We start from the raw sequence: 23,783 nt of genomic DNA on the forward strand, positions 1-23,783 counted from the left end.
TATTGGAAATTGCATATGAAAAAACTAGTCCCCGACCCTCCAATCCCCTACATCAGCATCATCGACCACCTGACCCACGACGCCGCCATGGCCCACGCCGCCGTGCTGATGTCGACCCTGAGCCGAACCCTGGATGTCTACCGCACATTCGACCCTGACGACCGCCCCATGGTCTTGATGGAAAACGTGGCCATCCTCAGCCAGCTGCTGCGCTGCCTGTTCGACCATGCCCGGTCACTGGAGGCAGCGCCATGAGCGACAAACCCGAACCCGCCTTCACCGCAGGCGTCGAGACCTTCCTTGAGCTGTACCGCGTCCAGCCCGATATCCCGTTCAGCCGGGCATTCGATGAGCTGTCGATGTTGCAGGGCTGCATCCTGCACCTGACGACCGAGGCGGAAATGGAGGGGGATTTGCTGGCCGGCAGTGCGGCGCGGATTCTCAGCGCCATGGCCAAGGCGCTGGTCAATGACCTGGAGCTCGGGTTGAACAGGCGTTAGTAAAACAGAGGCTTGTACTCTTCGCGTATCCCGCCCAAGGCTGTAAGCCGTCCACCTCATCCAGGACGTGCCGACCCCTTGGGCGTTTTGCTTTTTGGAGGACACGTATGCCAACAGCGCAGATGAGTGATGCTGACTGGGGCCGCTTTGCGGCCCATCGCTGGCAAGCCAGCTCCCACAGGTACCGCGCCTGTCATCAGGTCGGCGCGGACCTTGTGGGAGCCGGCTTGCCGGCGAAACGAGGGCGAAGCCCTCGCCGTGCGCCGACGTCAGATCAGAACACGTTCACCGGGTAATCGATGATCACCCGCACTTCGTCGTTATCCGACTGCGCCGCATACGCCGCATTGGCCCGGTGGCTGGCATAGCGCAGCAGCACCGACAAATCCTTCAACTGGCCTTCCTGGAACACGTACTTCAGGTCGAAGTCACGCTCCCAGTGGGTGGCGTGCTTGCCGTCTGCGTTGTAGTAGTCGTAGTGCGTGGTGTCCTGGGTGGCCTTGGTCAGGTCCGCCTCGCCGCGCGAGTACGACAGCGAGCTGGTCAGCCCCGGCACGCCGACACCGGCGAAGTCATAGTCGTACTGCAGCTTCCACGAGCGCTCGTTGGGCGCGTTGAAGTCCGAGTACATGCGCGAGTTGTCCAGGTAGACGCTGTCACCCAGGTTGATGTAGTCGAACGGCGTGTTGCCGTTGACCCGCTGGTAGGCGGCGGTGACGCTGTGGAACCCGGCAGCCACGGTGAAGTGCAGGCTGTAGGTGTTGTTGTCGATCTTGCCCAGCAGCGACTGGCCGGTGTCCTGGGTGTGGTAGTAGTGCGCGCCCGGGTTGAGGCTGACCAGGTCGTTGACCTGGTAGGTGTAGTCGAAGTCGGCGTAGTACTGGTTCCAGATGTCCTTCAGCTCGGCGGCGTAGACATTGGCGGTGACGTTTTCGGTGCCGCTCCAGGACGCGCCGGCCCAGTTCAGGTGCTTGCTCTTGTCGCCGTCTTCCAGTGCACCGTAGTAGGTGTCGATGCGGCGGTGGCCGCTCTGGTTGTACGGCTTGGTGAAGCTCACCTGGCCACCTTCGAGCATCAGCCCGTCGATGCTGGTGTTGGTCAGGGCGAAACCACGGAAGGTCTGCGGCAGCATGCGCGATTCGCCGCCGGCGATCACCGGGTTGGTGAGGAACAGGTCACCGGCCTTGAACTCGGTGTCGAAGCCCTTGAGCTTGATCGCGCCGCCCGCGGTGGAGAACGAGTGCGGTGCAGCGCCCTGGCTGCCGTCGTCCTTGATGTGGTTGGGCAGGATCGAGGTGCCGGCATGGCCCGCACCACCGTCGAGCTTGAGGCCGAGAATGCCGTGGGCGTCCAGGCCGAAACCGATCACACCGGGGGTGTAGCCGGACTCGAAGCGCGCCACGGCGCCCTGGCCCCATTCGCGCTTGTCGCGCACGTCACGGTTGAGTTCGTTGCGGTTGAAGTAGGCATTGCGAAAATGCAGGTTCAGCGTAGAGCCTTCGATGAAGCCATCAGCCTTGTCTTCATCGGCCTGGGCGGCCAGGGGAATCGTTGCGGTTAACGCAAGGAAAAGCGGGGTAAAACGAAACGCAAAAGACACCGGTACAAACTCCTTTGGTCAAGCGGTGGGGCAGTTTTTATTGTCGTATCTGCAAGTTTCTTATTAGAGACGTAACAGCCGGGCTGATATTTTCGACACATAAAAAAAGCCGCTGATCGGCAGCGGCTTGGAAAGGCTAACATATCGTCGCGGGCAACGCCCACGGTGTAGCCAAGGGAAAATCAGGAAACTGGAGAGTGGCGGATCAGCTGTCGGCGCTATCGTCGACGGATACCTTGGAAGCAGTCTGCTGCGAGCCTTTCGCGGCGTCGGCTTTTTGCGCGGCAATGGCTTCGCGGGCCTGCTGATGGACCGCTGCAACTTCTGCGTTGCGGTTTACGAAGGCCGAGGATTCTTCCGCCATGGCCAGGGGCGACAACAACAGGGACGACAGGATAAATACGCTGGCAACACCCATACTGTTGGACATTTGAAACAACCTTCTTGCTAAGCAAGTGCTAGTGGAGATGGCGCTAAATTAATCCCGCGAGGCCCGGTGAAACAGGGCCTGTTCAGATAAGCACTGTTGCGCAAAAAGTAATGATTGCTGCAAATATCCTCAGACTTTTACCGCAAACCCGCGTAGTTGAGCGCTTGGCAGGCTGATACCAAAGGTGTTGGCACCCGCTTCGCTGTGCACGAAAACGCTGCCGCCATGCATCAAGGCGATGGCCTTCACGATCGCCAGCCCCAAACCATGGTTGTTGCCGCCGCTGTTGGCGCGTGCCGCATCCACTCGGTAGAAGCGTTCGAACAGCAAGGCCAGGTGCTCGTCTGCAATGGCCGGCCCTGGGTTGCTCACGGCGATGCTCACCTGCTGTTCATCGGCCTTGATGCACACCTCGATCACCTGGTTGGGCGCGGTGTGTTGCACGGCGTTGTTCAGCAGGTTGATCAGCGCCCGGCGCAGCTGGGCTTTCTCGATGCGTGCCCGGGCGTCGCCGCTGACGCTCACGCGCACCTGGGCGTCCTCGAGGATGTAGTCCAGGTAGTCCAGCGTGGTGGCCACTTCTTCGGCCAGCGAGGCCTCGGCCAGCGCGGTGGCCTTGCTGCCTTGGTCGGCGCTGGCGAGGAACAGCATGTCGTTGATGATGCTGCGCAGGCGCTCCAGCTCCTCCAGGTTCGATTGCAGCACCTCGAAGTAGTGCTCGGCGCTGCGCCCGCGGGTCAGTGCCACCTGGGTCTGGCCGATCAGGTTGGTCAGCGGCGAGCGCAGTTCGTGGGCGACGTCGGCGTTGAACGCTTCGAGCTGGGTGTAGGCCTGGCTGACCCGGTCCAGCGCTGCGTTGAAGGCGCCGGCGAAGCGGGCCAGTTCCGGGGGCAGGGCTTCGGTTGGCAGGCGCCCGTCCAGGCGTGGCGGGGCGAGCCCCTGGGCTTGGTCGGAGAGCGTCAGCAAGGGCTTCAAGCCGATACGCGCCACCCAGTAGCTGAGCAGTGAAGCCAGCAGTACGCCGAAAGCTGCCAGGCCGACGATGGCCACCAGCAGGCTGTGTTGGGCCTGCCAGAAGGTTTCGGTGTTGATGCCGATCAGAAAGCGCAGCGGCGGGCGTTCGCCCAGTGCCGGCAGCTCGCTGACCAGCACTTTGTAAGGGTAGGGGCTGTCCGCCAGGCGCAGGTCGCGCATGCCCGGCGGGCCTTCGGCGAAGGCGCGGACCAGCTCGGTGGGTTGACCGTATTCGTAGTTCGGGTTGCTGCCGACTGCCCAGAAGCGGATGCGCTTGTCCTCTTCGCCCAGCAGGTTGAGCTTGTTGTTGATCTTGGCCCAGTGCTCGGGCGTGCCGTAGCGGTTGAGGGCGGACTCGAGCACGCTGAAGCGGGCGTCCAGTTCGGCGGCGGGCAACAGGTCGAGGCTGCGGTCGACCTGGCGGTACAGGGCGCTGCCGATCAGCACGAACACGCCCAGGGCGACGAGGGTGAACAGGGCGCAGAGGCGCTGGGCGATGGAGTTGCCGGCTCTTTTGCGCAAATGGTCTTTCGTGTTCATTGACAGTCAATCCAGTCGACGACGCCGCCAAGCCCCTGTGGGAGCGGGTTTACCCGCGAACACCGGCAACGCCGGTGCCAGGCACCTCGGTGGCCACTTCGCGGGTAAACCCGCTCCCACAGGGACCGCTCACTACCCACGGTTTTCCAGGACATAGCCCATGCCTCGAATGGTATGCAGCAGCTTGTTGTCAAAGGGCCCGTCAAGCTTGGCGCGCAGGCGCTTGATCGCCACCTCCACCACATTGGCGTCACTGTCGAAATTGATGTCCCACACGAGCTCCGCAATGGCCGTCTTGGACAGGATCTCGCCCTGGCGCCGGGCCAGCACACTGAGCAACGAGAACTCCTTGGCGGTCAGCTCCAGGCGCTGGCCGGCGCGGGTGGCCTTGCGCGCCATCAGGTCGATCCACAGGTCGGCCACCTGCACCTGCAGCGGTTCCTGGCTGCTGCTGCGGCGGGTCAGGGCTTGCAGGCGGGCGACCAGTTCGAGGAACGAGAACGGCTTGCCCAGGTAATCGTCGGCGCCTTCGCGCAGGCCATGGATGCGGTCCTCGACCCGTTCGCGGGCGGTGAGCATGATCACCGGCGTCTGCTTGCGGGCCCGCAACGCTCGCAGCACACCGTAGCCGTCCAGGCCCGGCAGCATCACGTCGAGCACGATCACCGCATAGTCGCCTTCCAGGGCCAGGTGCAGGCCGTCGATGCCGTCGCGCGCCAGGTCCACGGTAAAGCCCTGCTCGGTCAGGCCGTGGTGCAGGTAGTCGGCGGTTTTTTCTTCGTCTTCGATGATCAGTACGCGCATGGTCTTGTCTCAGCGGGCGGTCGGCGCGGCGGCGGTGGCGGCCTGGCGGCGGTGGAACAGGCGCTCCAGGGCCAAGTATATGACCGGGGTGGAGAACAGCGTCAGCGCCTGGCTCACCAGCAGCCCGCCCACCACCGCGATGCCCAGTGGCTGGCGCAGCTCGGCGCCGGCGCCGAAGCCGAACATCAGCGGCACCGCGCCGAGCAGCGCGGCCAGGGTGGTCATGATGATCGGGCGAAAGCGCACCAGGCACGCCTGGCGGATTGCCTGTTCGGGCGTCATGCCGTGGTGGCGCTGGGCTTCGAGGGCGAAGTCGATCAACAGGATGCCGTTCTTCTTGACGATGCCGATCAGCAGCACCACGCCGATCAGCCCCATGATGCTGAAGTCCTGCCCGCTTCCCCACAGCAGGATGATCGCCCCCAGGCCCGCCGAGGGCAGGGTGGAGATGATGGTCAGTGGGTGCACGAAGCTCTCGTAGAGCACGCCGAGGATGATGTACACCGCCACCAGCGCGGCGAGGATCAGGTACGGCTGGCTCGACAGCGAGCTCTGGAAGGCCTGGGCCGCGCCCTGGAAGTTGCCGGTGATCGAGTCGGGCATGCCCAGCTCGCGCTGGGTGCGTTCGAGGATCTGCACCGCATCGCCCAGGGCCACGCCGGGGGCCAGGTTGAACGACAGGTTGGCGGCGGGGAACAGGCCGTCGTGGCTGATCGACAGCGGCCCGGTGCTGGGCGGCGCCACGTGGGCCAGTGCCGACAGTGGCACCATCTCGCCCGACAGCGGCGAGCGCAGGTAGAAGTAGTTGAGGCTTTCGGCCTTGCCGCGCTGGCGGGCGTCCAGCTCCAGGATCACCTTGTACTGGTTGGTCTCGGTCTGGAATTCGCTGATCTGGCGCTGGCCGAAGGCGTCGTACAGCGCCTGGTCGATATCGGTGGTGGTCAGGCCGAAGCGCGCCGCGGCCTGGCGGTCGATGTCGATGCGGGTGACGCTGGCGCCCAGTTGCAGGTCGTTGGACAGGTCGCGCAGCGCCGGGTTTTCCCGCAGACGCTCGGTCAGGCGCTGGGTCCACAGGTTCAGCGCCACGCCGTCGTTGCTCTTGAGCACGTACTGGTACTGGGTGCGCGAAGGGCCGGAGCTGAGGTTGATGTCCTGGCCGGCGCGCATGTACAGGACGATGCCGGGCACCTGGGCCAGCTTGGGCCGCAGGCGATCGATGAACTCGCTGGCCGAGACATCGCGTTCGCCGCGGGGCTTGAGCGAGATCCAGAAGCGGCCGTTGGCGATGGTCTGGTTGCTGCCGGTCACCCCCACCGAATGGGAGAACGCGCGCACCGCCGGGTCGTCGCCGATGATCTTGGCCAGGGCCAGGTGTTTTTCGATCATGGCGGGGTAGGACACGTCCGCCGCCGCCTCGGTGGTGCCGAGGATGAAGCCGGTGTCCTGCAGCGGGAAGAAGCCCTTGGGGATGCCGACATAGCCGACCACCGCCAGGGCGAGGGTGATGCCGAAGATGCCGAGGGTCAGGCGTTGGTGGGCCAGGGCGCGGTCCAGGCCTTTTTCGTACCAGCCCAGCAGGCGCTGGCCGAAACCGCCGTGCTGCTCTTGCGGCGGCTTGCGCATGAACAGCGCGCACAGCGTCGGCGCCAGGGTCAGCGACACCACCACCGAAATCAGGATGGTCGCCGTGGCGGTCAGGGCGAACTCCTTGAACAGCCGCCCGACCACGCCGCCCATGAACAGCAGCGGGATGAACGCGGCAATCAGCGAGAAGCTGATCGACACCACGGTGAAGCCGATTTCGCCGGCGCCCTTGAGCGCGGCGGTGCGGCTGTCGTCGCCGGCCTCCAGGTGGCGGTGGATGTTCTCCACCACCACGATGGCGTCGTCGACCACGAAGCCCACGGCGATGACGATGGCCACCAGGGTCAGGTTGTTGAGGCTGAAGCCGAACACGTACATCAATGCGCAACTGGCGATCAGCGACACGCCCAGCACGCTGGACACCACCATGGTTGCCGACCATTGGCGCAGGAACAGCGCCATTACCCCGATCACCAGGGCCACGGCGATCATCAAGGTCAGCTCCACCTCGTGCAGCGAGGCGCGGATGGTCTGGGTGCGGTCCTGCAGCACCGACACCTCGACCGCGGCCGGCAGCATTCCCTGCAGGCGTGGCAGGGCATCGAGGACCCGGTCCACGGTGTCGACGATGTTCGCCCCCGGCTGGCGGAAGATCACCAGGTTGAGCCCCGGCTGGTCGCCCGACCACGCCTTGACGTAGGCGTTCTCGGCGCCGTTGATCACCTTGGCCACGTCGGCAAGGTGCACGGGCGCGCCATTGCGGTAGCTGACGATCAACCGCGCATAGTCCTCGGGGTGGAACAACTGGTCGTTGGCGGCGATGGTCGACACGCTGTGCTCGCCATACAGCGCGCCCTTGGCCAGGTTGAGGCTGGTCTGCTGGATGGCCTGGCGGATATCGGCCAGGGTCAGGCCGATGGCGGCGAGTTTCTCGGGCTGGGCCTGCACGCGGATGGCCGGGCGCAACTGGCCGGTGATGTTGACCAGGCCGACCCCGTCGATCTGGCTGAGCTGGCGCGCCAGCAGGGTTTCGGCGTAGTCGCTGAGCTCATTGCCGGGCATCTGCGTGGAGCTGACGGTAAGGATCAGCACCGGGCTGTCGGCCGGGTTGACCTTGCGCCAGGTCGGCGGGCTGGGCATGTCCTGGGGCAGGCGCGCGGTGGCGGTGTTGATCGCTGCCTGGACTTCCTGGGCGGCGGTGTCGATGTTCTTGTCGAGGGTGAACTGCAAGGTCAGGTTGGTCGAACCCAGGGCGCTGCTGCTGGTCATCTGGGTCATGCCGGGAATGGCGCTGAACTGTACCTCCAGGGGCGTGGCTACCGAGGACGCCATGGTTTCCGGGCTGGCGCCGGGCAGTGCGGCGGTGACCTGGATGGTCGGGAAGTCAGCCTCGGGCAGCGGCGCCACCGGCAGGCGCGGGAAGGCGATGGCGCCCAGCAGCACCAGGGCGAAGGTCAGCAGCAGGGTGGCGATGGGGTGGTCGATGCACCAGGCCGAAACGCCGTTGCGGGTGTTCATGGCTGGCTCGCCTCGGCTTTGGCGTTGTCGGTAAGGGCCTCATCGCGGGGCAAGCCCGCTCCCACGTTAGTACTTGCATCGCGGGGAGGATCGCGTGGGAGCGGGCTTGCCCCGCGATGGCCATCGGCCAGGCGCTGCGGCTCTGCGCACTGCCCGCTGGTCTCAACCCGGCTGCCGGGCTTTAGCCGCGACTGGCCATCAAGCACCAGGCAATCCCCTGCCTTCACACCATCAACGACGTTCAGCGTGCTGTCCTGATACAGCACTTTCACCGGCACGGCGGTGACCTTGTCGCCGTCCAGCCGGTAAACGAAGTGCCCGTCGATGCTGCGCTGCACCACTGGCGGCGGCACCACCAGGGCGTTCTCGTCCACCGCCGTGAGCAGGCGCACGGTCACCAGTTGCCCGGGCCACAGGTGGCCGTCCTTGTTGTCGAACTCGGCCTTGACCCGCACCGTGCCGGTATTGGCCGACACCTGGTTATCGATCAGCGCCAGGTGGCCCTTGCCCAGCAGGCTGCGCTCGCCGTCGGCATCCATGAACGCCTCCACCTCGGCAGGCGTGGGGGCTTCGAGCAGTTTGTGCAGGGTCGGCAGGTTCTGCTGGGGCAGGGCGAACTCCACGGCGATCGGGTCGATCTGGGTGACGCTGAACAGGCCTTGGGTGTCGCTGGTACGCACCAGGTTGCCCGGGTCGACGTTGCGGATGCCCACTCGGCCGCTCACCGGTGAGCGGATCTGCGTATAGCTCAGTTGCACGGTGGCGTTGTCGATGGCCGCCTGGTCGCCGGTGATGGTTGCCTGCAACTGGTTCACCAGCGCCTGCTGCTGGTCGAGGGTCTGCTTCGACACGCCGTCATCGCTGCTCAGCAACTGGTAGCGCTTGAGGTTGACCCGCGCCACCTGCAGTTGCGCCTGGGTCTGGCCAAGCTGGGCGCGGGCCTGGTCGAGGCTGGCGCGGATCGCCCGGTCATCGAGGGTGGCCAGCAGGTCGCCCTGCTTCACCCATTGCCCTTCCTTCACCAGCACCTGGGTCAGCACGCCTTCGACCTGCGGGCGCACCTCGACGCTGTGCAGCGACAGCACCGAGCCGATGGCGCCGAGGTAGCGCGGCACATCCTGCTGCGCCACGCCGACTACCCGCACCGGGATGGCGGTGGCAGGCTTGTGCGCGGTGTCGGCGGTCGGGCGCAGCCACCAGGCGGTGGCGCCGAGGGCGACGACGAGCAGCAGGATCAAGGCTTTGCGGGGCAGGGGTCGGGTCATGTGGCGGTGGCCGGAAAGGGGAAGGGGACAGTGTCTTATAGCGCGCCGATCGGGTCGCCAGGGTGACCGCTGGCTGTCAGCGCTGTCAGTATTGCAAGCGTTGAGGAAATTTCGCAGTTTGCTTGGGAAAGCGTTCCCTTGAGCTTGCTCCGTTTCGCCATGGATCGCCTGGTCGGCCACTGCATGATGCCCCTCGTACCCGGCAGCCACTCACGGTTGCCGTTGTACGCATCATCAAGGCGCAACGTGCGCAGCATCATAAAGGGAGCATCCATGAAAAAGGTAACCTTGAGCGGCCTGGCCGCCGCAATGGCATTGGTGGGCGCGAGCCAGTTCGCACAAGCTGCCGATGGCGAGATCAGCTTCGAAGGCACCATCATCAACAGCACCTGCGCCATCGAGGTCGGCGATGGCACCGGTGGTGCGAAGGGCGTGGTCAAGCTGGGCGACCAGGTACCGGTGAGCAGCCTGGCCCAGGCCGGCGATGTGGCCGGTGGTGGTTCGTTCACGTTGCAGGTGGACGCCAGCGACCCAGGTTGCGATATCACCGGCAAAGCCGCCACCGTGACCTTCCTGCCGATTACCGGCTCGGCCGGTGCGGCAGGCCAGTGGCTGGCGCTGGAGCCGGTGGCCGGTGCCGCCAGCAACGTGGCGGTGCAGTTGCGCGACTTCAACGGTACCGAACTGCCGGTGTCCGAGCCATCCGCCGAGTACGCCGATCTCAGTCAACCACTGCGCTTCACTGCCAACTACATCGCCACCGGCGCGGCCACCCCTGGCCCGGCCAACGCCAAGGCGCAGTTCACCGTGAACATCCAGTAAACCGGACTGCAGCCGCGCCCTTTGCCGGGCGTGGCTCACCTTGAAACTCACCTTGAAACCAAGGGGGCGTGATGTTCCGCACTCAATCATACGGGTGGCTGGCGGGCGCACTGTTGCTGGCGCTGCTGCCCTCGGCACAGGCAGGGGTGACCCTGAGCGGCACGCGCATCATCTTTGATGCCAGCAAGCGCGATGCATCGATCACCGCCGGCAACGGTACCGACAAACCCTACGCGGTACAGGCCTGGATCAACACCGAGGAAGACGATCACGCCATCAGCGCGCCTTTCATCGCCACGCCGCCGCTGTTCCGGCTGGATGCGATGAAGGAGCAGATGGTGCGTATCGTGCCTACCGCGCACAACCTGCCGACCGACCGCGAGTCGGTGTTCTACTTCAATGCCCAGGAAATTCCCGCCGCCAGCAACGACGACGGCAACACCCTGAAGATCGCCCTGCGCACGCGGATCAAGCTGTTCTACCGGCCCAAAGGGCTGCAGGGCAGCCTGCTCGAGGCCCTGCCACGGCTGGAGTGGGCCATCCGTCAGGAGGCCGGTGTACCACAACTGCACGTGCACAACCCGACGCCGTTCCATGTCTCGTTCATCCATATCAAGGTGGCCGACGGCTCGCGCGACAGCGAAATCGAAAAGCCGGTGATGGTGGCGCCGTTCTCCAGCCGCCAGTACGCCATCGCCCCGCGCCTGGGCTGGACGCCGAACAGCGTCGAGTTCTCGGTGATCAACGACTACGGCGGCTACACCAAACCCGAACGGGTCAGCCTTACCGCTACGCGCTGACAGGCGCCCGCCCTCTGATCGAGTAACCGTAATGCCCAATTTTTCCTGCCGCAGGCCTGGCGCCTGTGGCCCGACGCTGCTCGCCTGTTTGTTCGGTGCCGGCCTGCCGGTTGCCCAGGCGGCGATGTTCGACAGCAGCTTCATGCAGCCCTTTGGCGGCGGCTCGGCCGGCCCCAACCTGGACCTCGAGGCTATCGCCCACAACGCTCAGGTACCGCCGGGGCTGCACCTGGTGACCATCCGCCTGAACCAGAGCTTCCATGACCGCCGCGAACTGCGCTTCGACGATGCCGGCAATGGCGAGGTGCGCGCCTGCCTGAGCCCGGCGATGCTCGATGCCATGGGCGTGAAGCTGGCCACGTTCATCGACCAGCGCGAGCTGGACACGCTGGATTGCGTCGATCTGCAACAGGCGGTCGAAGGCGCCATGGTGACCTTCGATCCCGCGTATCTGGCGCTGGACATCAGCGTGCCACAGGTGGCCTTGCGTCGCGACGCCGCGGGGTACGTGGCGCCGGAAGAATGGGACGCGGGCATCAACGCCGGGCTGCTCAACTACCAGTTCACCGGCTCGCAAGGGCACACGGCGGGGCAGGGCGACCACAACCAGTTCAGCCTGTATCTCAATGGCGGCCTCAACCTCGCCGGCTGGCGCCTGCGCTCCAACGGCAGCTACAACCAGGACCAGAACGGCCAGCGTCAGTGGCAGCGTTCGGCTACCTATGCCCAGACCGACTTGCCCGGCAGCCTTGGCACTTTCACCCTCGGTGAGAGCTTCACTGCCGGAGATGTGTTCGATAGCCTGCCGTTTCGTGGGGTGCAGGTGGCCAGCGACATCGGCATGTTGCCCGATTCGATGCAGGGCTACGCGCCGGTGATCCGTGGCGTGGCCGAGACCCGTGCGCGGGTCGAGGTGCGCCATAACGGCTATTCGCTGTACTCCACCTTTGTCCCGCCCGGACCGTTCGAGATCAACGACCTCAACGCCTCCAGCGGCAGCGGCGACCTCGAGGTGATCATCACCGAGGCGGACGGGCGCGAGCGGCGCTTCACCCAGCCCTACGCCACCCTCGGCAACCTGCTGCGCGAGAACACCTGGCGCTATGGGCTGACCTTTGGCGAGTACAACGCCGCCGATGAAAATGGCAACCGCCCAGGCCTTGCACAGGCCACGCTGGCCTACGGCTTGCCCTACGACTACACCTTGTCCGGCGGCCTGCTGGGCAATGACTTCTACCGCGCCACGCAGTTGGGCCTGGGTAAGAACCTGGGGCGCTTCGGCGCCATCTCGCTGGACGTGACCCAGGCCCGCACCGAAGGCCGCGACGGGCGCACCGACCAGGGCCGCAGCTACGGCATCCGCTATGGCAAGGCGTTCGCTACCGGCACCTCGGTGCGTTTTGCCGGCTACCGCTATTCGACTGAAGGGTATCGGGACTTCAGCGAAGCGGTGTGGCAGCACCAGGGCGACGATTTCAACCGCATGACCAAGCGCAGCCGGGTACAGGCCAGCATCAACCAGAACTTCGGCAACACCTCGCTATACCTCAACCTGAGCCAGCAGGATTACTGGAACACTTCGCGCCGCGAGCGCCAGTTGCAGTTGGGCGTCAACACCGTGCACCGTGGGGTGAGCTATGGCCTGTACGCCAGCAAGAGCCTGGTGGATTCGTTCGGCCAGTCCAGCTTGATCAGCTTCAACGTGTCTATCCCGTTGGGTGGCGGCAGCAGCGGCACCCTGGCGCTGAGCCGCAACAGCGATGGCAGTTACGACCAGCGCGCCGGTTACCGGGGACGCTCCGGGCATCTCAACTATGCCCTGGACGCCAACCATGCCGAGCGTTCAGGTGGCAGCGGCTCGGCCTCGCTCAACTACCTGGCACCCTTCGCCCAGCTGGGTGCTGGCGTGAGTGCCGGCGAACGCTACCAGCAAGTCAATGTCAGCGCTTCGGGCTCGTTGCTCGCCCACAGTGGCGGCGTCGCCCTGGGCCAGACCCTGGGCGAAACCCTGGGGCTCGTGCATGTGGCCGATACCCCAGGTGTGGGCCTTGGCAATGCACCGGGCACCCGTACCGACAGCAGCGGCTACGCCTTGATCCCCTACCTCACGCCGTACCGCAAGAACCGTGTGAGCCTGGACACCAGTGGGCTGGACCACAGCACAGAGATCGAGAACGGCGTCACCAACGTGGTGCCGCGCCGGGGGGCAGTGGTCAAGGCCGAGTTTTCTGCGCAGCGGGTGGAGAAGGTGTTGTTGAACCTGCGCCTGGAAGACGGCGGGCTGCCGCCGTTCGGCGCCCAGGTGGTGGACGGCGCGCAGCGCACGGTCGGCGTGGTCGGGCCCGGCGGGCAGGCGTTGCTGGCATTCGAAGGGGGAGTAGAGGCGCTGACCGTGCGCTGGGGCGCCAGTGCGTCGCAACAGTGCCGGGCGCTGCTGGCACTGGCTGGCGAGGCGCCTGCACAAGGGTATCGACAGGTTGAGAGTGTCTGTCGCCAAGGAGAGGTGGCGTTGCTTGAGCATCACGCCGTAGGTCGTGGATGAGGAGCAGTCTGTTGGACAGAGCAATGCGTGATGTATCGGGTGGTGCTATTTGGCGTGGGACATTGAAGTGGGGGCTGGCGCTGTTTTCGTGGTTGCCTCTGTCAGTGATGGGCTGCAATTTTCCACCGGGTTTCTTCTACAGGGTGAACATAGACCCGGGGCACCTGTTTGTCGGCCGGGATGCCCCGGTCGGCACGATCATTCGCCCTCAGCAGCCGAGCTTTGAATGGGAGCACACAAGCGTGGACATGATGTGGTGCTATGGGACAAATCGGTTCGAGGTCACATCGCCCATGCCGCAGATCCATGGCTCTGGTCTGGTCGGCCCCGGCGAGGTGATCCTGCAGACGCGGATACCGGGGATCGGCGTTGTGATGGGCGCCAGCTATGGCAGTCCCTCTAGCCCTTACTGGACATACATGCCTGGCCAAGGGCGTTTCGGGTGGGGCATACCCCACACCTCGACCGTCCAGATAGGCGGAACGGCGGGATCTGGAATCCGACCCATGTTCTATGACTACCGCATCATCAAGTACGGCCCTGTGAACTTGGGGGTGGGGCCACAATCGCTGGCTGGCCATACCTTGGCGGAGGTCACCAACGACAAGGCAGGCAAAGTGGTCGAGCTGGTGTTCTCGGCGGGCACCCTCGATACCGCCCTGTGCGGCTTGCCCGGCGCACCGTCCACCCAGGTCACCGTGCCCATGGGTACCTGGCGCACCGACCAGTTCACCGGCGAGGGGAGCGTCACCGATGCCCGTTCGTTCAACGTCCCGGTGCAGGCCTGTCAGGCCGGAACCGAGCCCGGCAACGAGAACTTCGCCGTGTTGCGCCTGGACCCACGCAACGGTTCCAGTGTGCTCGACGCGCCGCGCGGCATCCTTGGCCTGAACCAGGACTCGGACGCTACCGGTGTGGGCGTGCAGGTGCTCAAGGCAGACCTGACACCGATGCCGTTGATCGAAGACGTGCCCATGGTCCGAATGCAGAACGGCGACATCCAGATCCCCATGGCCGCCCGCTACATCCAGACCGGCAAGGGCGCTCCCGTAGGGGGCGTGGCCAATGCATCGGTGGGATTCACCCTGACCTACAAATGAGCTTCAACCGGTTTCTGGCCTCGGAGGCGTAGCAGTATGTATTTGCGCAAACTGGCAGTGTTGGCTGGCCTGTGCCTGCCGTTGCAGGCGTTGGCCTGTGAGTTTCCCCCCGGATTCTTCCAGCGGATCTCGTTCAACCCTGGCAACCTGGTGGTGGGCAGGGATGCGCCCATCGGCAGCCTCATCTACTCGAGCGAAACCCTCAACACCTACAGAACGGTGGTGTTTTCGCCGGTCAATATCGACTGCCCCGAGCAGACGGTGTTCGAGGTCACCACCCCCTTGCGGCAAGAGACGGGTTCACCGTGGGTGGAGCCAGGAGAGGTGTTGTTGCACACGAATATTCCCGGTGTCGGCCTGGCCGTGCTGGCCAGCTTCGGCGACTCCCACACTGGCCAGCACTGGCAGTTCATTCCCGGCCAGGGGCTTTTTGGCTGGGGCGTGCCGCACCGCGAGATCGTCAGCCCCGCGGAGGTGGGAGGCGCGATCCGGGTACCTTTTGTGAACTCACTGAAATACCACTACCGCCTGATCAAGATCGGCCCCATCGACCCAGGCATGGGACCACAACCGCTTGCCGGGCACACCCTGGCCGAGTTCACCAGCAACCGTAGCGGCAAGGTGCTGGAAGTGGACTTTTCCGGCGGAACGCTGAATGTGGCGCAGTGTGGTTTGCCTGGCGAACCCTCGAAGCAGGTCCGGGTACCGATGGGCACCTGGCAGGTTTCGCATTTCAGCGGGCCAGGCAGTTTCACTGACACCAAGGTGTTCCACCTGCCGTTCATGAAGTGTGTAGGTGGAACCGTGCCTGGCAACTATCCCATTGGCTACCTGCGCCTGGACCCGCGCAATGGCTCGCCTGTGGTGGATTCCGCGAACGGCATCATTGGCCTCAATAGCGAGTCCGACGCCACGGGGATTGGCGTTCAGGTGATGGAGGAATACGGCCCAAAACCTATGCGGCTTACCGAGGAGGTGCCGCTCTTCGAGGTCCCCAACTACGAACTTGTACTGCCGTTATCCGCACGTTACATCCAGCTGGGCGACGCCGCCCCCACGGCCGGGGTCGCCAACGCCTCGTTGAGCTTCACCCTGACCTACAAATGATTGAGCCAGATCAAAAAATGATTGCCAATTGCCACTAATCTCGAGCGCCCTGCCGATTGTCCCCAACAACAACGAGAGCCTCCGATGAAGTGCAATTTGCCTGTTACCGGTCGCGAAGTGGATTACCCCGGCGACGCCAACATCCTGTCCACCACCGACTTGGACAGCCGCATTACCTACGCCAATGACGTGTTCATGCAGGTCAGCGGCTTTACCCGCGACGAGCTGCTGGGCCAGCCCCACCACCTGGTCCGCCACCCGGACATGCCGCCCCAGGCCTTCGCGCAGATGTGGCAGGCGCTCAAGGCTGGACGTTCGTGGATGGGCCTGGTGAAGAACCGCTGCAAGAACGGTGATCATTACTGGGTCAGTGCGTTCGTCTCGCCCATCAGCAGTGGCGGGCAGGCGCTGGAGTACCAGTCGGTGCGCACCAAGCCCGGCAGGGAACAGGTGGCGGCGGCCGAAGCCTGTTATGCACGCCTGCGTGAAGGGCGGCGCAGCTGGCGCGAACGCTTGCCAGTGGCGGGCCTGGCAACCCGCCTGTCGCTGGCGGTGGCGGGGGTTGCGGCGCTGGTGATAGGCGCGGGCCAATGGTGGGCAGGGGCGCCACTGCTGGTGTCACTGGTTGAAGTACTTGGCGTGGCGGGCCTTGCCGGCCTGGCCATCCTGCTGTTGCTGCGCCCCTATGAGCGCCTGCGCCGCCAGGCCCTGGCGATTGCCGACAACCCGCTGAGCCAGCTTTTATACACAGGCCGGCGCGATGGCTTGGGCCAGATCGAGTTCGCCATGCGCATGCTCAAGGCGCAACTGGGCGCCGTGGTCGGGCGCATCGGCGACACCTCGTCGCGTCTGGCCGGGCATTCCGGCTCGCTGGTCGAGGCGCTGCACAGCAGCCATGCCAATAGCCTTGAGCAGCAAAGTGAGGCTGACCAGGTGGCCACTGCCATCCACCAGATGAGCGCGAGCGTGGCCCAGGTGGCCAGCAGCGCGCAGATGGCCTCGATGGCCGCCGACCAGGCCGAGGGCGAGACCCAGGCCGGGCACCAGCTGGTGGACCGTAACCGCTGCGCGATCCAGGACCTGGCCGGTTCGCTGGTCGAGGCCGGCGAGGTGATCCAGCAACTGGAAAGCCACAGCAGCGAGATTTCCGGGGTGCTCGACGTGATCCGCGGCATTGCCGAGCAGACCAATCTGCTGGCGCTCAACGCCGCCATCGAGGCGGCGCGGGCCGGCGATCAGGGGCGCGGCTTTGCCGTAGTGGCCGACGAGGTACGTGGCCTGGCGCAGCGCACCGCGCAGTCCACCCATGACATCCAGCACATGATCAGTGCCCTGCAGGACGGCGCCCGCGCTGCCGTGCAAGTGATGCGCGAGAGCAGCGCCCATGCCGGGCACAGCGTCGAGCAGGCGCAACTGGCCAGCGATGCGCTGGACAGCATCAGCGTGCGGGTCAACCAGATCAACGAGATGAGTTTGCAGATCGCCGCGGCGGTGGAGCAGCAGAGCCAGGTCAGCGAGAACATCAACCGCAACATCATCAGCATCCGCCAGGCCAGCGAGGCGACGGTGCAGGTGGGGCAGCGCAGCCATGGCAGCGCCAGCGACGTGGCGGATCTGGCGCAGGACTTGCGGCGGCTGGCGGATGAGTTCTGGCGCAGGTGCCAGTAAGCGCCTTGGTAGCTTGGAGCACCGATCACTGTGGGAGATTGCCTGTGGGAGCGGCTTTAGCCGCGAAGCAGGCGACGCGGTGGATGGCACCGGCTTTGCCGGTGTTCGCGGCTAAAGCCGCTCCCACAGGGGCAGGTGTGGCCAATGGGTAGCGGGCAGATCAGAACCCGATAAAGGCGTAATACACCGGCGTCTCGGCGGTAGTCTGCAACCCATGCCCCTGCAGGCTGCCAGCCAGCTCGCCATCCACCACATGCACCTGCCATTGCGCAGGGTTCTCCACAGGCACCGCGTCCAACGCCGCCGCCAATGCCCCCATGTCCGGTAGCCAGGCGGTAAATCCGTTGCCCTTGAGCGCACTGGTGGTGATCCCCAACGCCTGGCAGATAGCGACCTTGCTGGCGATGTCTTCACGGTCGGCCTGGCGCGACGCCTCGATCAACCCGCGCAACTCGGCATCCTGCAGCAACCCGCCATGGATCAGCTCCGGCCCCTGTTCCCAGGCCTCGGTCGGGCAGTCCTTGCTCTCGGGGCGCAGCGGCAGGTGCGGGTTGATTTCGGCCGGGTAGATGCGGCACACCAGCGGGCGGCTTTCATAGATGCTGCACAGGTCGTCGGCGTCCAGGTTGCGGCAGCGCCCTGGGTTGAACGCGGCGAAGGTCACCGACACGCGTAGCTCGCCTGTGCCGCAGGGTACCGGGTGGGAGCGGCGCAGCACATGTTCGCGCTGTTCCGGCGGCATGCCCGGGCCATCGGCCATGAAGCCTTCGATCAGCACGATCACCTGGCCCCCGGCGCGCGCCCACTGGCCCGCTTCGGCGAGGGTCAGCGGCACATGGTGGCCGGTGCAGCACTTGCCGCAGCCGGTACAGCCGAAACGGATGCTGTCGCTCACTTGCCGGCCGCCCACTCGGTGACGAACGCCTGCTGGCGCTGGCGGTCGTACAGGCACAGCTCGGTGCCGGTGGCGTTGTTCATGTGCTTTTGCGGGTACACGCCTTCGATCAACAGGGCGCTGTAGCCGACCTGGTCGTCGAATTCGGCAGGTTTGCCCAGGGCGTGGGCTTGCTTGAACTGGCTGGCCTTCAGGCAAGCCTTGAGCATGTGCTGGCGCTGGTCGTTCCAGGCCTGGGTGCTGGACGCGTGGGCCGCGCCGCTGAACAGCGCGAATGCAATCAGCAGGGAACTGAGGTATTTCATGTGCGGGTCCGCCGTTGGCTGCGAAGGGCGCGCATTATGCCCGAACGCTCCCCGGCGGCAAGCCGGGGAGTTTGTCGCTGAATATATCAGCGCTCGGCGAACACCACAGCGCGGGCCGCCACCACCAGGCAGTCGGTCAGCTCTGGCGAGCTGAACTTGGTGAGGATGGCGTTGGCCCCGGCTTCCTTGGCCTTGTTGCCGCTCATGGCGCTGTCCAGCGAGGTGTGCAGCAGGATGTACAGATGCTGGAAGTCCGGGGTTTCGCGCAGGGTGCGGGTGAAGGCGAAGCCGTCCATTTCGGACATCTCGATGTCCGAGACGATGATGTTGATCTCCCGCTCGGTGCCTTGCAGCTCCAGCAGTACGTTCATTGCATCCTTGGCGCTGCGTGCGGTGTGGCATTCGATGCCGAGGTTGCGCAGGGTGTGCACCGATTGCTGCAGCGCCACCTGGCTGTCGTCGACCACCAGGATGTTGGCGGCCGCCAGCAGGCTTGCGTCTTCTTCGCTGACTTCGCCCGGGTGCGGCTCGTGCTGCGGCGGGGCGATGCCGTGGATGACCTTCTCGATGTCCAGCACCTGCACCAGGGTGTTGTCGACCCGGGTCACGCCGGTGATGAACGAGCGGTTGCCCGAACCGAACGGCGGCGGCTTGATGTCGGTGCTCAGGCAGTGGACGATGCGGCTTACCGCCTGCACGTGCAGGCCCTGGCGCGAGCGGCTGATCTCGGTGACGATCAGGCAGCCACCGGCGGGGTCTTCCAGCGGCCGTTCGCCGATGGCGCGGGACAGGTCGATCACCGACAGCGAGTTGCCGCGCAGGGTGGCCACTCCTTTGACGTGCGGGTGGGCCTCCGGCAGCTTGGTCAGCGGCGGGCAGGTGATGATCTCGCTGACCTTGAGCAGGTTGATTGCCATCAGCTTGCCGCTGCGCAGGGTGAACAGCAGCAGGGACAGCGAGTCCGCGCGGGCTTTTTGCGTGGCCATGGGCAACCTTCGTTCAGGTAAAGGGGAGGATGCCGGGTTATCGGCTTTTTGACGTCAGGCTTTAGCGTAGTTTGCTATTTGCGGTCCATCGCGGGGCAAGCCCGCTCCCACGGACTGCACCGACCTGTGGGAGCGGGCTTGCCCCGCGATAGCGTATTCAGCGCAATCCCAATCGCTTGGCCAGGCGACTCAGGTTGGCCCGGTCCAAGCCCAGCTCCCGCGCCGCCGCCGCCCAGTTATCACCATGGCGCTTCAGGCACTCCTCGACGATCTGCCGCTGATAGTCATCCAGCGCCTCGCGCAAACCGCCTTCCGGCAGCGGTGCGTCTGCCTGTACTACAGGCGTGGGAAGCTGAGCCTCTGGCTGGACAGCACGCAGATCAATGTCCGCCGCCTCCAAGGTAAGAATCTTCGGCCGTTGCCCATGCTGCCCCAGTGCCTTGAGCGCCGAGCGCCCGATCAAGTGCTCCAGCTCACGCACGTTGCCCGGCCAGTCGTAGGCCAGCAGCGCCGCCTGGGCCTCGGCGGACAGGCGCAGGCTGCCCAGGCCCAGGCGCGAGCGATTCTGTTCCAGGAAGTAGCCGGCCAGCATCAGCACGTCGCGGCCGCGCTCGCGCAGCGGTGGCACCTGCAACGGATACACGCTGAGGCGGTGATAGAAGTCGGCGCGGTAGCGGCCGTTGCGTACCTCTTCGGCGAGGTCGCGGTTGGTGGCGGCGATCAGGCGCACGTCCACCTGGTGATCGCGGTCCGAGCCCAGCCGTTGCAGTTGGCCGCTCTGCAGCACCCGCAGCAGCTTGGCCTGCACCGCCAAGGGCAGTTCGCCGACCTCGTCGAGGAACAGCGTGCCGCCGTTGGCCAGTTCGAATTTGCCGCGCCGCTCGCCGTGGGCGCCGGTGAAGGCACCGCGCACGTGGCCGAACAGTTCGCTTTCCACCAGGGTGTCGGGCAGGGCGGCGCAATTGAGGCTGATCAGCGGCTTGTCGGCGCGCTTGCTGGCGCGGTGCAGGGCCTGGGCCACCAGCTCCTTGCCGACACCGGTTTCGCCGGTGATCAGCACGGTCAGGTCGCTGCCGCCAACCAGGCGGATCTCTTCGACCAGGCGCTTGTGCGCCTTGCTCTGGCCGATCAGTTCCTTGTCCTGGCCGCTGGCCTGGCGGTACACCTCGGCGCGCTGGTGTTCATCCTCGGCGCGCAGGGCCAGGTGCTCGATGCGCTCGGCCACGGTGACGGTGGCGGCAGCCAGGCTGGCGAACGCCTGCAGCGCCTCCAGCTCCAGGCTCTGGAACTGGCCGGGGGTGAGGGCATCCAGGGTCAGCAGGCCCCAGGGCTGTTCGTCGACCATCAACGGGCAGCCCATGCAGTCGTGTACTTCCAGGTCGACATGCTCGGCGTTGACCAGGCCGTCGTAAGGGTCGGGCAGTGGGCTGTCGCTGGCGAAGCGGGTGGGTTCGGGGCGGCTGAGCAGGATCTGGAAGCGCGGGTGCTCGTCGACTCGGAAGCGTCGGCCGAGGGTATCGGGCGACAAGCCATCAACCGCCAGCGGCACCAGCCATTCGCCATCCAGGCGCAGCAGCGCCGCGGCGTCGCACGGCAACAGGCCGCGCATGGCCTGCAGCAGGCGGCGATAGCGCTCCTGGTCGGGCAGGTCGCAGGACAGGTCGCTGACCAGGGGCAGCAGGGCGGTGAGCAGGGGCTTTGCAGTCATATGGACTCCATTTGGTCGAAATGACTATACGCTTGAGTGTGTCGTTTTGACACTCATATGCTCAAGAGCCTGATTTTATTGGCTTTTAAAGTTGGCACGATTGCTGATAAGTCAAAGGCAACCATTCGAAGCCAAAGGCTCAGGAGTTGCAGCAATGCTCAATGCCGAACAACGTGCAATCATCAAGGCCACTGTTCCTCTGCTGGAAAGCGGCGGCGAAGCGCTGACCACCCACTTCTACAAGATGATGCTCAGCGAGTTCCCCGAGGTGCGCCCACTGTTCAACCAGGCCCACCAGGCCAGCGGCGACCAGCCCCGTGCCCTGGCCAACGGCGTGCTGATGTACGCCCGCCACATCGACAAGCTTGAACAGCTCGGTGGCCTGGTCGGCCAGATCATCAACAAGCATGTGGCCCTGCAGATCCTCCCCGAGCACTATCCGATCGTCGGCAGCTGCCTGTTGCGCGCCATCGAGGAAGTGCTGGGCAAGGACATCGCCACCCCTGAAGTGATCGCCGCCTGGGGCGCCGCCTACGGCCAGCTGGCCGACATCCTGATCGGCGCCGAAGAGAGCCTGTACAAGCAGAAGGAAGAAGCCGCCGGCGGCTGGCGCGGTGCCCGCGAGTTCCGCCTGGTGCGCCGCGTGCAGGAAAGCAGTGAGATCGTCTCGTTCTACTTCGCCCCGGTGGATGGCAAGCCGGTGCTCAAGGCCGAGCCGGGCCAGTACATCGGCCTGCAGCTGTTCATCGATGGCGCCGAGCAGCGCCGCAACTATTCGCTGTCGGCCCTGTGCGACGGCGAGCAGTACCGCATCAGCGTCAAGCGCGAAGCGGGCGGCAAGGTGTCCAACTACCTGCATGACGGGCTGATGGTGGGCGACACCCTGCAGCTGTTCCCGCCGTCCGGCGACTTCACCCTGGCGGCCAGTGACAAGCCGCTGGTGCTGATCAGCGGCGGCGTGGGCATCACCCCGACCTTGGCCATGCTTGAAGCTGCGTTGAAAACCCAGCGCCCGGTGCATTTCATCCACTGCGCGCGCAATGGTGCTGTGCATGCGTTCCGCGACTGGATCGACGGCCTGGCGGCGCGTCATCCGCAGCTCAAGCGCTTCTATTGCTACGCCGAGGAAGATGGCAGCCAGGCGGCTGATGCCGTGGGCCTGCTGGACCAGGCGCTGCTGGCCGAGTGGCTGCCGGGTGAGCGTGACATCGATGCCTACTTCCTGGGGCCGAAGGGTTTCATGGCGGCGATCAAGCGTCAGCTCAAGGCGATTGGCGTGCCGGAAGGGCAGAGCCGTTATGAGTTCTTCGGGCCGGCGGCGGCGCTGGAGTGATGCACTGATGTCATCGCGGGGCAAGCCCGCTCCCACGTACCGCCGCTCCCACATTGAATCCAGGGGGGCTGGCGTGGGAGCGGCGGTGCGCCGGTGCGACTTGCCCCGCGATGGATTTCATCCCAATCGCTGCGGTTCGGCGTTCCGCCTGGCCTGTCTTGCACGCCATGCTCCCGCCCGTGGGTAATCGAGAACGAAACGGACGTCTGCATTCAGCGTGCAAGGCCGAACAGGCCGAGCGCCGAACCGCAGCGATTGGGCCCAGCCTCTCTTCTATATAAAGAAGTGATGAACGCGGTTACACCCGCGTTCATCTTTAATCCTCCTTTAATCACTGTATCCTTCACTCCCGAGTGTCGAGGGGCTTGTCCCTGTCCGGCGCTCGGGCTGCCGTGTTTTTTACGCGCAGCAGTGAACCGAAACCGACCCGCTCGGTCCTAGGTCATCAATGGATAGCCGCGCTCACCGTGCCTCGACGCAGTCACAGGTCCACTCCAGCGTGTAGACTTGGCGCCCCTCGGGCAGCCAGCGCTGCCACTCTCCATCGAAGGAATCGGCAATGAACGAACTCTCATCGCGCCTGAACCGCGAACGGCGCTTTCTGGTGCTCCTCGGCCTGATCTGCCTGGCGCTGATCGGCGGTGCCCTGTACATGCAGGTGGTGCTGGGCGAAGCGCCTTGCCCGCTGTGTATCCTGCAACGCTATGCCTTGCTGTTCATCGCGATCTTCGCCTTCATCGCCGCGGCCATGCCCGGGCGTAAAAGCCTGACCCTGTTCGAGGCTCTGGTGGTGCTCAGTGCCATCGGTGGCATCGTTTCAGCCGGCAACCATGTGTATATACTCGCCAACCCGATGGTCAGCTGTGGTATCGACACCTTGCAGCCGATCGTCGATGACCTGCCGCTGGCCAAGCTCTGGCCGCTGGCCTTCCAGGTCGACGGCTTCTGCTCCACGCCGTACCCACCGATCCTCGGTCTGTCGCTTGCCCAGTGGGCCCTGTTGGCGTTCGTGCTGACGGCCATCCTGGTGCCGCTGGGGATCTACCGTAACCGTCGCCACGAACGCACCGTTCGTTAGACCAAAGTCCTTGTTTGACCCAGGTCTATTGCGCGGCGAGATAAGTAGCAAATCAGCTCCCAGGGTTGCTCTGGATCAAGCCCCAAGCCTTGCGCTACAAGGGTTTCAGGGCTACTGCGCGGGGTGCGACAAACTGTCGCGAAGTTGATTTTTGGGGTGCTATTGTTACGGGTTCTGTAAAAGA

Annotated in this window: 20 protein-coding genes and 2 pseudogenes; 11 read left to right on the forward strand and 11 right to left on the reverse strand. The window is 65.0% G+C overall.

The window, feature by feature from the left end; translation table 11 throughout:
* Nucleotides 1–15 precede the first annotated feature (15 nt).
* Both RTH46_RS22575 and RTH46_RS22580 read left to right on the forward strand, forming a co-directional pair.
* Nucleotides 16–255: a hypothetical protein gene (locus tag RTH46_RS22575; protein ID WP_316906679.1), complete on the forward strand. Its 240-nt coding sequence runs from the start codon at nt 16–18 to the stop codon at nt 253–255.
* Nucleotides 252–500, forward strand: a complete 249-nt coding sequence (locus RTH46_RS22580; protein WP_125465478.1) for a DUF3077 domain-containing protein — start codon at nt 252–254, stop codon at nt 498–500. Before RTH46_RS22575 ends, RTH46_RS22580 begins: the two co-directional genes overlap by 4 nt.
* 274 nt (nt 501–774) lie before the next feature.
* On the opposite strand, the gene RTH46_RS22585 is transcribed toward RTH46_RS22580, so the two are convergent.
* The 7 genes and pseudogenes from RTH46_RS22585 to RTH46_RS22615 form a co-directional block, all read right to left on the reverse strand.
* Complete coding sequence (locus tag RTH46_RS22585; protein ID WP_316906680.1) at nt 775–2,100, reverse strand: OprD family porin; 1,326 nt, start codon at nt 2,098–2,100, stop codon at nt 775–777.
* Nucleotides 2,101–2,305: 205 nt separating this feature from the next.
* Nucleotides 2,306–2,530, reverse strand: coding sequence for a hypothetical protein (locus RTH46_RS22590; protein WP_316906681.1), 225 nt, complete (start codon nt 2,528–2,530; stop codon nt 2,306–2,308).
* A 129-nt stretch (nt 2,531–2,659) separates the two neighbouring features.
* Nucleotides 2,660–4,084 carry a heavy metal sensor histidine kinase gene (locus RTH46_RS22595; RefSeq protein WP_316906682.1) on the reverse strand — a complete coding sequence of 475 codons (1,425 nt, stop codon included), beginning with the start codon at nt 4,082–4,084 and terminating at the stop codon, nt 2,660–2,662.
* A 132-nt stretch (nt 4,085–4,216) separates the two neighbouring features.
* Nucleotides 4,217–4,888: a heavy metal response regulator transcription factor gene (locus RTH46_RS22600; RefSeq protein WP_153786500.1), complete on the reverse strand. Its 672-nt coding sequence runs from the start codon at nt 4,886–4,888 to the stop codon at nt 4,217–4,219.
* 9 nt (nt 4,889–4,897) lie between these two features.
* Nucleotides 4,898–7,990, reverse strand: coding sequence for a multidrug efflux RND transporter permease subunit (locus RTH46_RS22605; RefSeq protein ID WP_316906683.1), 3,093 nt, complete (start codon nt 7,988–7,990; stop codon nt 4,898–4,900).
* A 122-nt stretch (nt 7,991–8,112) separates the two neighbouring features.
* Nucleotides 8,113–9,255 (reverse strand): annotated as a pseudogene (locus tag RTH46_RS22610) (efflux RND transporter periplasmic adaptor subunit); the annotation flags it as partial.
* Between the two features lie 35 nt (nt 9,256–9,290).
* The gene (locus RTH46_RS22615) at nt 9,291–9,530 is read right to left on the reverse strand and encodes a hypothetical protein (protein ID WP_153786503.1); all 240 of its coding nucleotides are present in this window, start codon (nt 9,528–9,530) and stop codon (nt 9,291–9,293) included.
* Between RTH46_RS22615 and RTH46_RS22620 the strand changes: the two genes are divergently transcribed.
* From RTH46_RS22620 to RTH46_RS22645, 7 genes and pseudogenes are all read left to right on the forward strand, one after another.
* The gene (locus tag RTH46_RS22620) at nt 9,529–10,077 is read left to right on the forward strand and encodes a fimbrial protein (RefSeq protein WP_153786504.1); all 549 of its coding nucleotides are present in this window, start codon (nt 9,529–9,531) and stop codon (nt 10,075–10,077) included. The genes RTH46_RS22615 and RTH46_RS22620 overlap by 2 nt on opposite strands.
* Before the next feature lie 71 nt (nt 10,078–10,148).
* Nucleotides 10,149–10,877: a molecular chaperone gene (locus tag RTH46_RS22625; protein WP_316906684.1), complete on the forward strand. Its 729-nt coding sequence runs from the start codon at nt 10,149–10,151 to the stop codon at nt 10,875–10,877.
* Between the two features lie 31 nt (nt 10,878–10,908).
* The gene (locus RTH46_RS22630; protein ID WP_316906685.1) at nt 10,909–13,419 is read left to right on the forward strand and encodes a fimbria/pilus outer membrane usher protein; all 2,511 of its coding nucleotides are present in this window, start codon (nt 10,909–10,911) and stop codon (nt 13,417–13,419) included.
* A 506-nt stretch (nt 13,420–13,925) separates the two neighbouring features.
* Nucleotides 13,926–14,519 carry a fimbrial protein gene (locus RTH46_RS22635; protein ID WP_316906686.1) on the forward strand — a complete coding sequence of 198 codons (594 nt, stop codon included), beginning with the start codon at nt 13,926–13,928 and terminating at the stop codon, nt 14,517–14,519.
* 36 nt (nt 14,520–14,555) lie between these two features.
* Nucleotides 14,556–15,626, forward strand: a complete 1,071-nt coding sequence (locus tag RTH46_RS22640) for a fimbrial protein (protein WP_153786508.1) — start codon at nt 14,556–14,558, stop codon at nt 15,624–15,626.
* 195 nt (nt 15,627–15,821) lie between these two features.
* A pseudogene (locus tag RTH46_RS26420) lies at nt 15,822–15,992 on the forward strand (PAS domain-containing protein); the annotation flags it as partial.
* Between the two features lie 246 nt (nt 15,993–16,238).
* Nucleotides 16,239–17,294, forward strand: a complete 1,056-nt coding sequence (locus RTH46_RS22645; RefSeq protein WP_410478592.1) for a methyl-accepting chemotaxis protein — start codon at nt 16,239–16,241, stop codon at nt 17,292–17,294.
* A gap of 160 nt (nt 17,295–17,454) precedes the next feature.
* Here RTH46_RS22645 and RTH46_RS22650 read toward each other — a convergent pair whose 3' ends face one another.
* From RTH46_RS22650 to norR, 4 genes are all read right to left on the reverse strand, one after another.
* Nucleotides 17,455–18,189, reverse strand: a complete 735-nt coding sequence (locus tag RTH46_RS22650) for a YkgJ family cysteine cluster protein (protein ID WP_316906688.1) — start codon at nt 18,187–18,189, stop codon at nt 17,455–17,457.
* Nucleotides 18,186–18,494 carry a hypothetical protein gene (locus RTH46_RS22655; RefSeq protein WP_110995879.1) on the reverse strand — a complete coding sequence of 103 codons (309 nt, stop codon included), beginning with the start codon at nt 18,492–18,494 and terminating at the stop codon, nt 18,186–18,188. The genes RTH46_RS22650 and RTH46_RS22655 overlap by 4 nt, the downstream gene beginning before the upstream one ends.
* An 86-nt stretch (nt 18,495–18,580) precedes the next feature.
* Complete coding sequence (locus RTH46_RS22660) at nt 18,581–19,480, reverse strand: chemotaxis protein (RefSeq protein WP_153786512.1); 900 nt, start codon at nt 19,478–19,480, stop codon at nt 18,581–18,583.
* A 157-nt stretch (nt 19,481–19,637) separates the two neighbouring features.
* Nucleotides 19,638–21,188 (reverse strand): nitric oxide reductase transcriptional regulator NorR, encoded by a 1,551-nt coding sequence (gene norR, locus RTH46_RS22665; RefSeq protein WP_316906689.1) that lies wholly within the window; start codon nt 21,186–21,188, stop codon nt 19,638–19,640.
* Nucleotides 21,189–21,342: 154 nt separating this feature from the next.
* Here norR and hmpA point away from each other — a divergent pair, with 154 nt between their 5' ends.
* Nucleotides 21,343–22,521, forward strand: a complete 1,179-nt coding sequence (gene hmpA / locus RTH46_RS22670) for an NO-inducible flavohemoprotein (RefSeq protein WP_316906690.1) — start codon at nt 21,343–21,345, stop codon at nt 22,519–22,521.
* Nucleotides 22,522–23,080: 559 nt separating this feature from the next.
* Nucleotides 23,081–23,599, forward strand: coding sequence for a disulfide bond formation protein B (locus RTH46_RS22675; protein WP_316906691.1), 519 nt, complete (start codon nt 23,081–23,083; stop codon nt 23,597–23,599).
* Nucleotides 23,600–23,783 lie beyond the last annotated feature (184 nt).

It is taken from the genome of Pseudomonas sp. zfem004, from assembly GCF_032621715.1.
Taxonomy (GTDB): Bacteria; Pseudomonadota; Gammaproteobacteria; order Pseudomonadales; family Pseudomonadaceae; genus Aquipseudomonas; species Aquipseudomonas sichuanensis.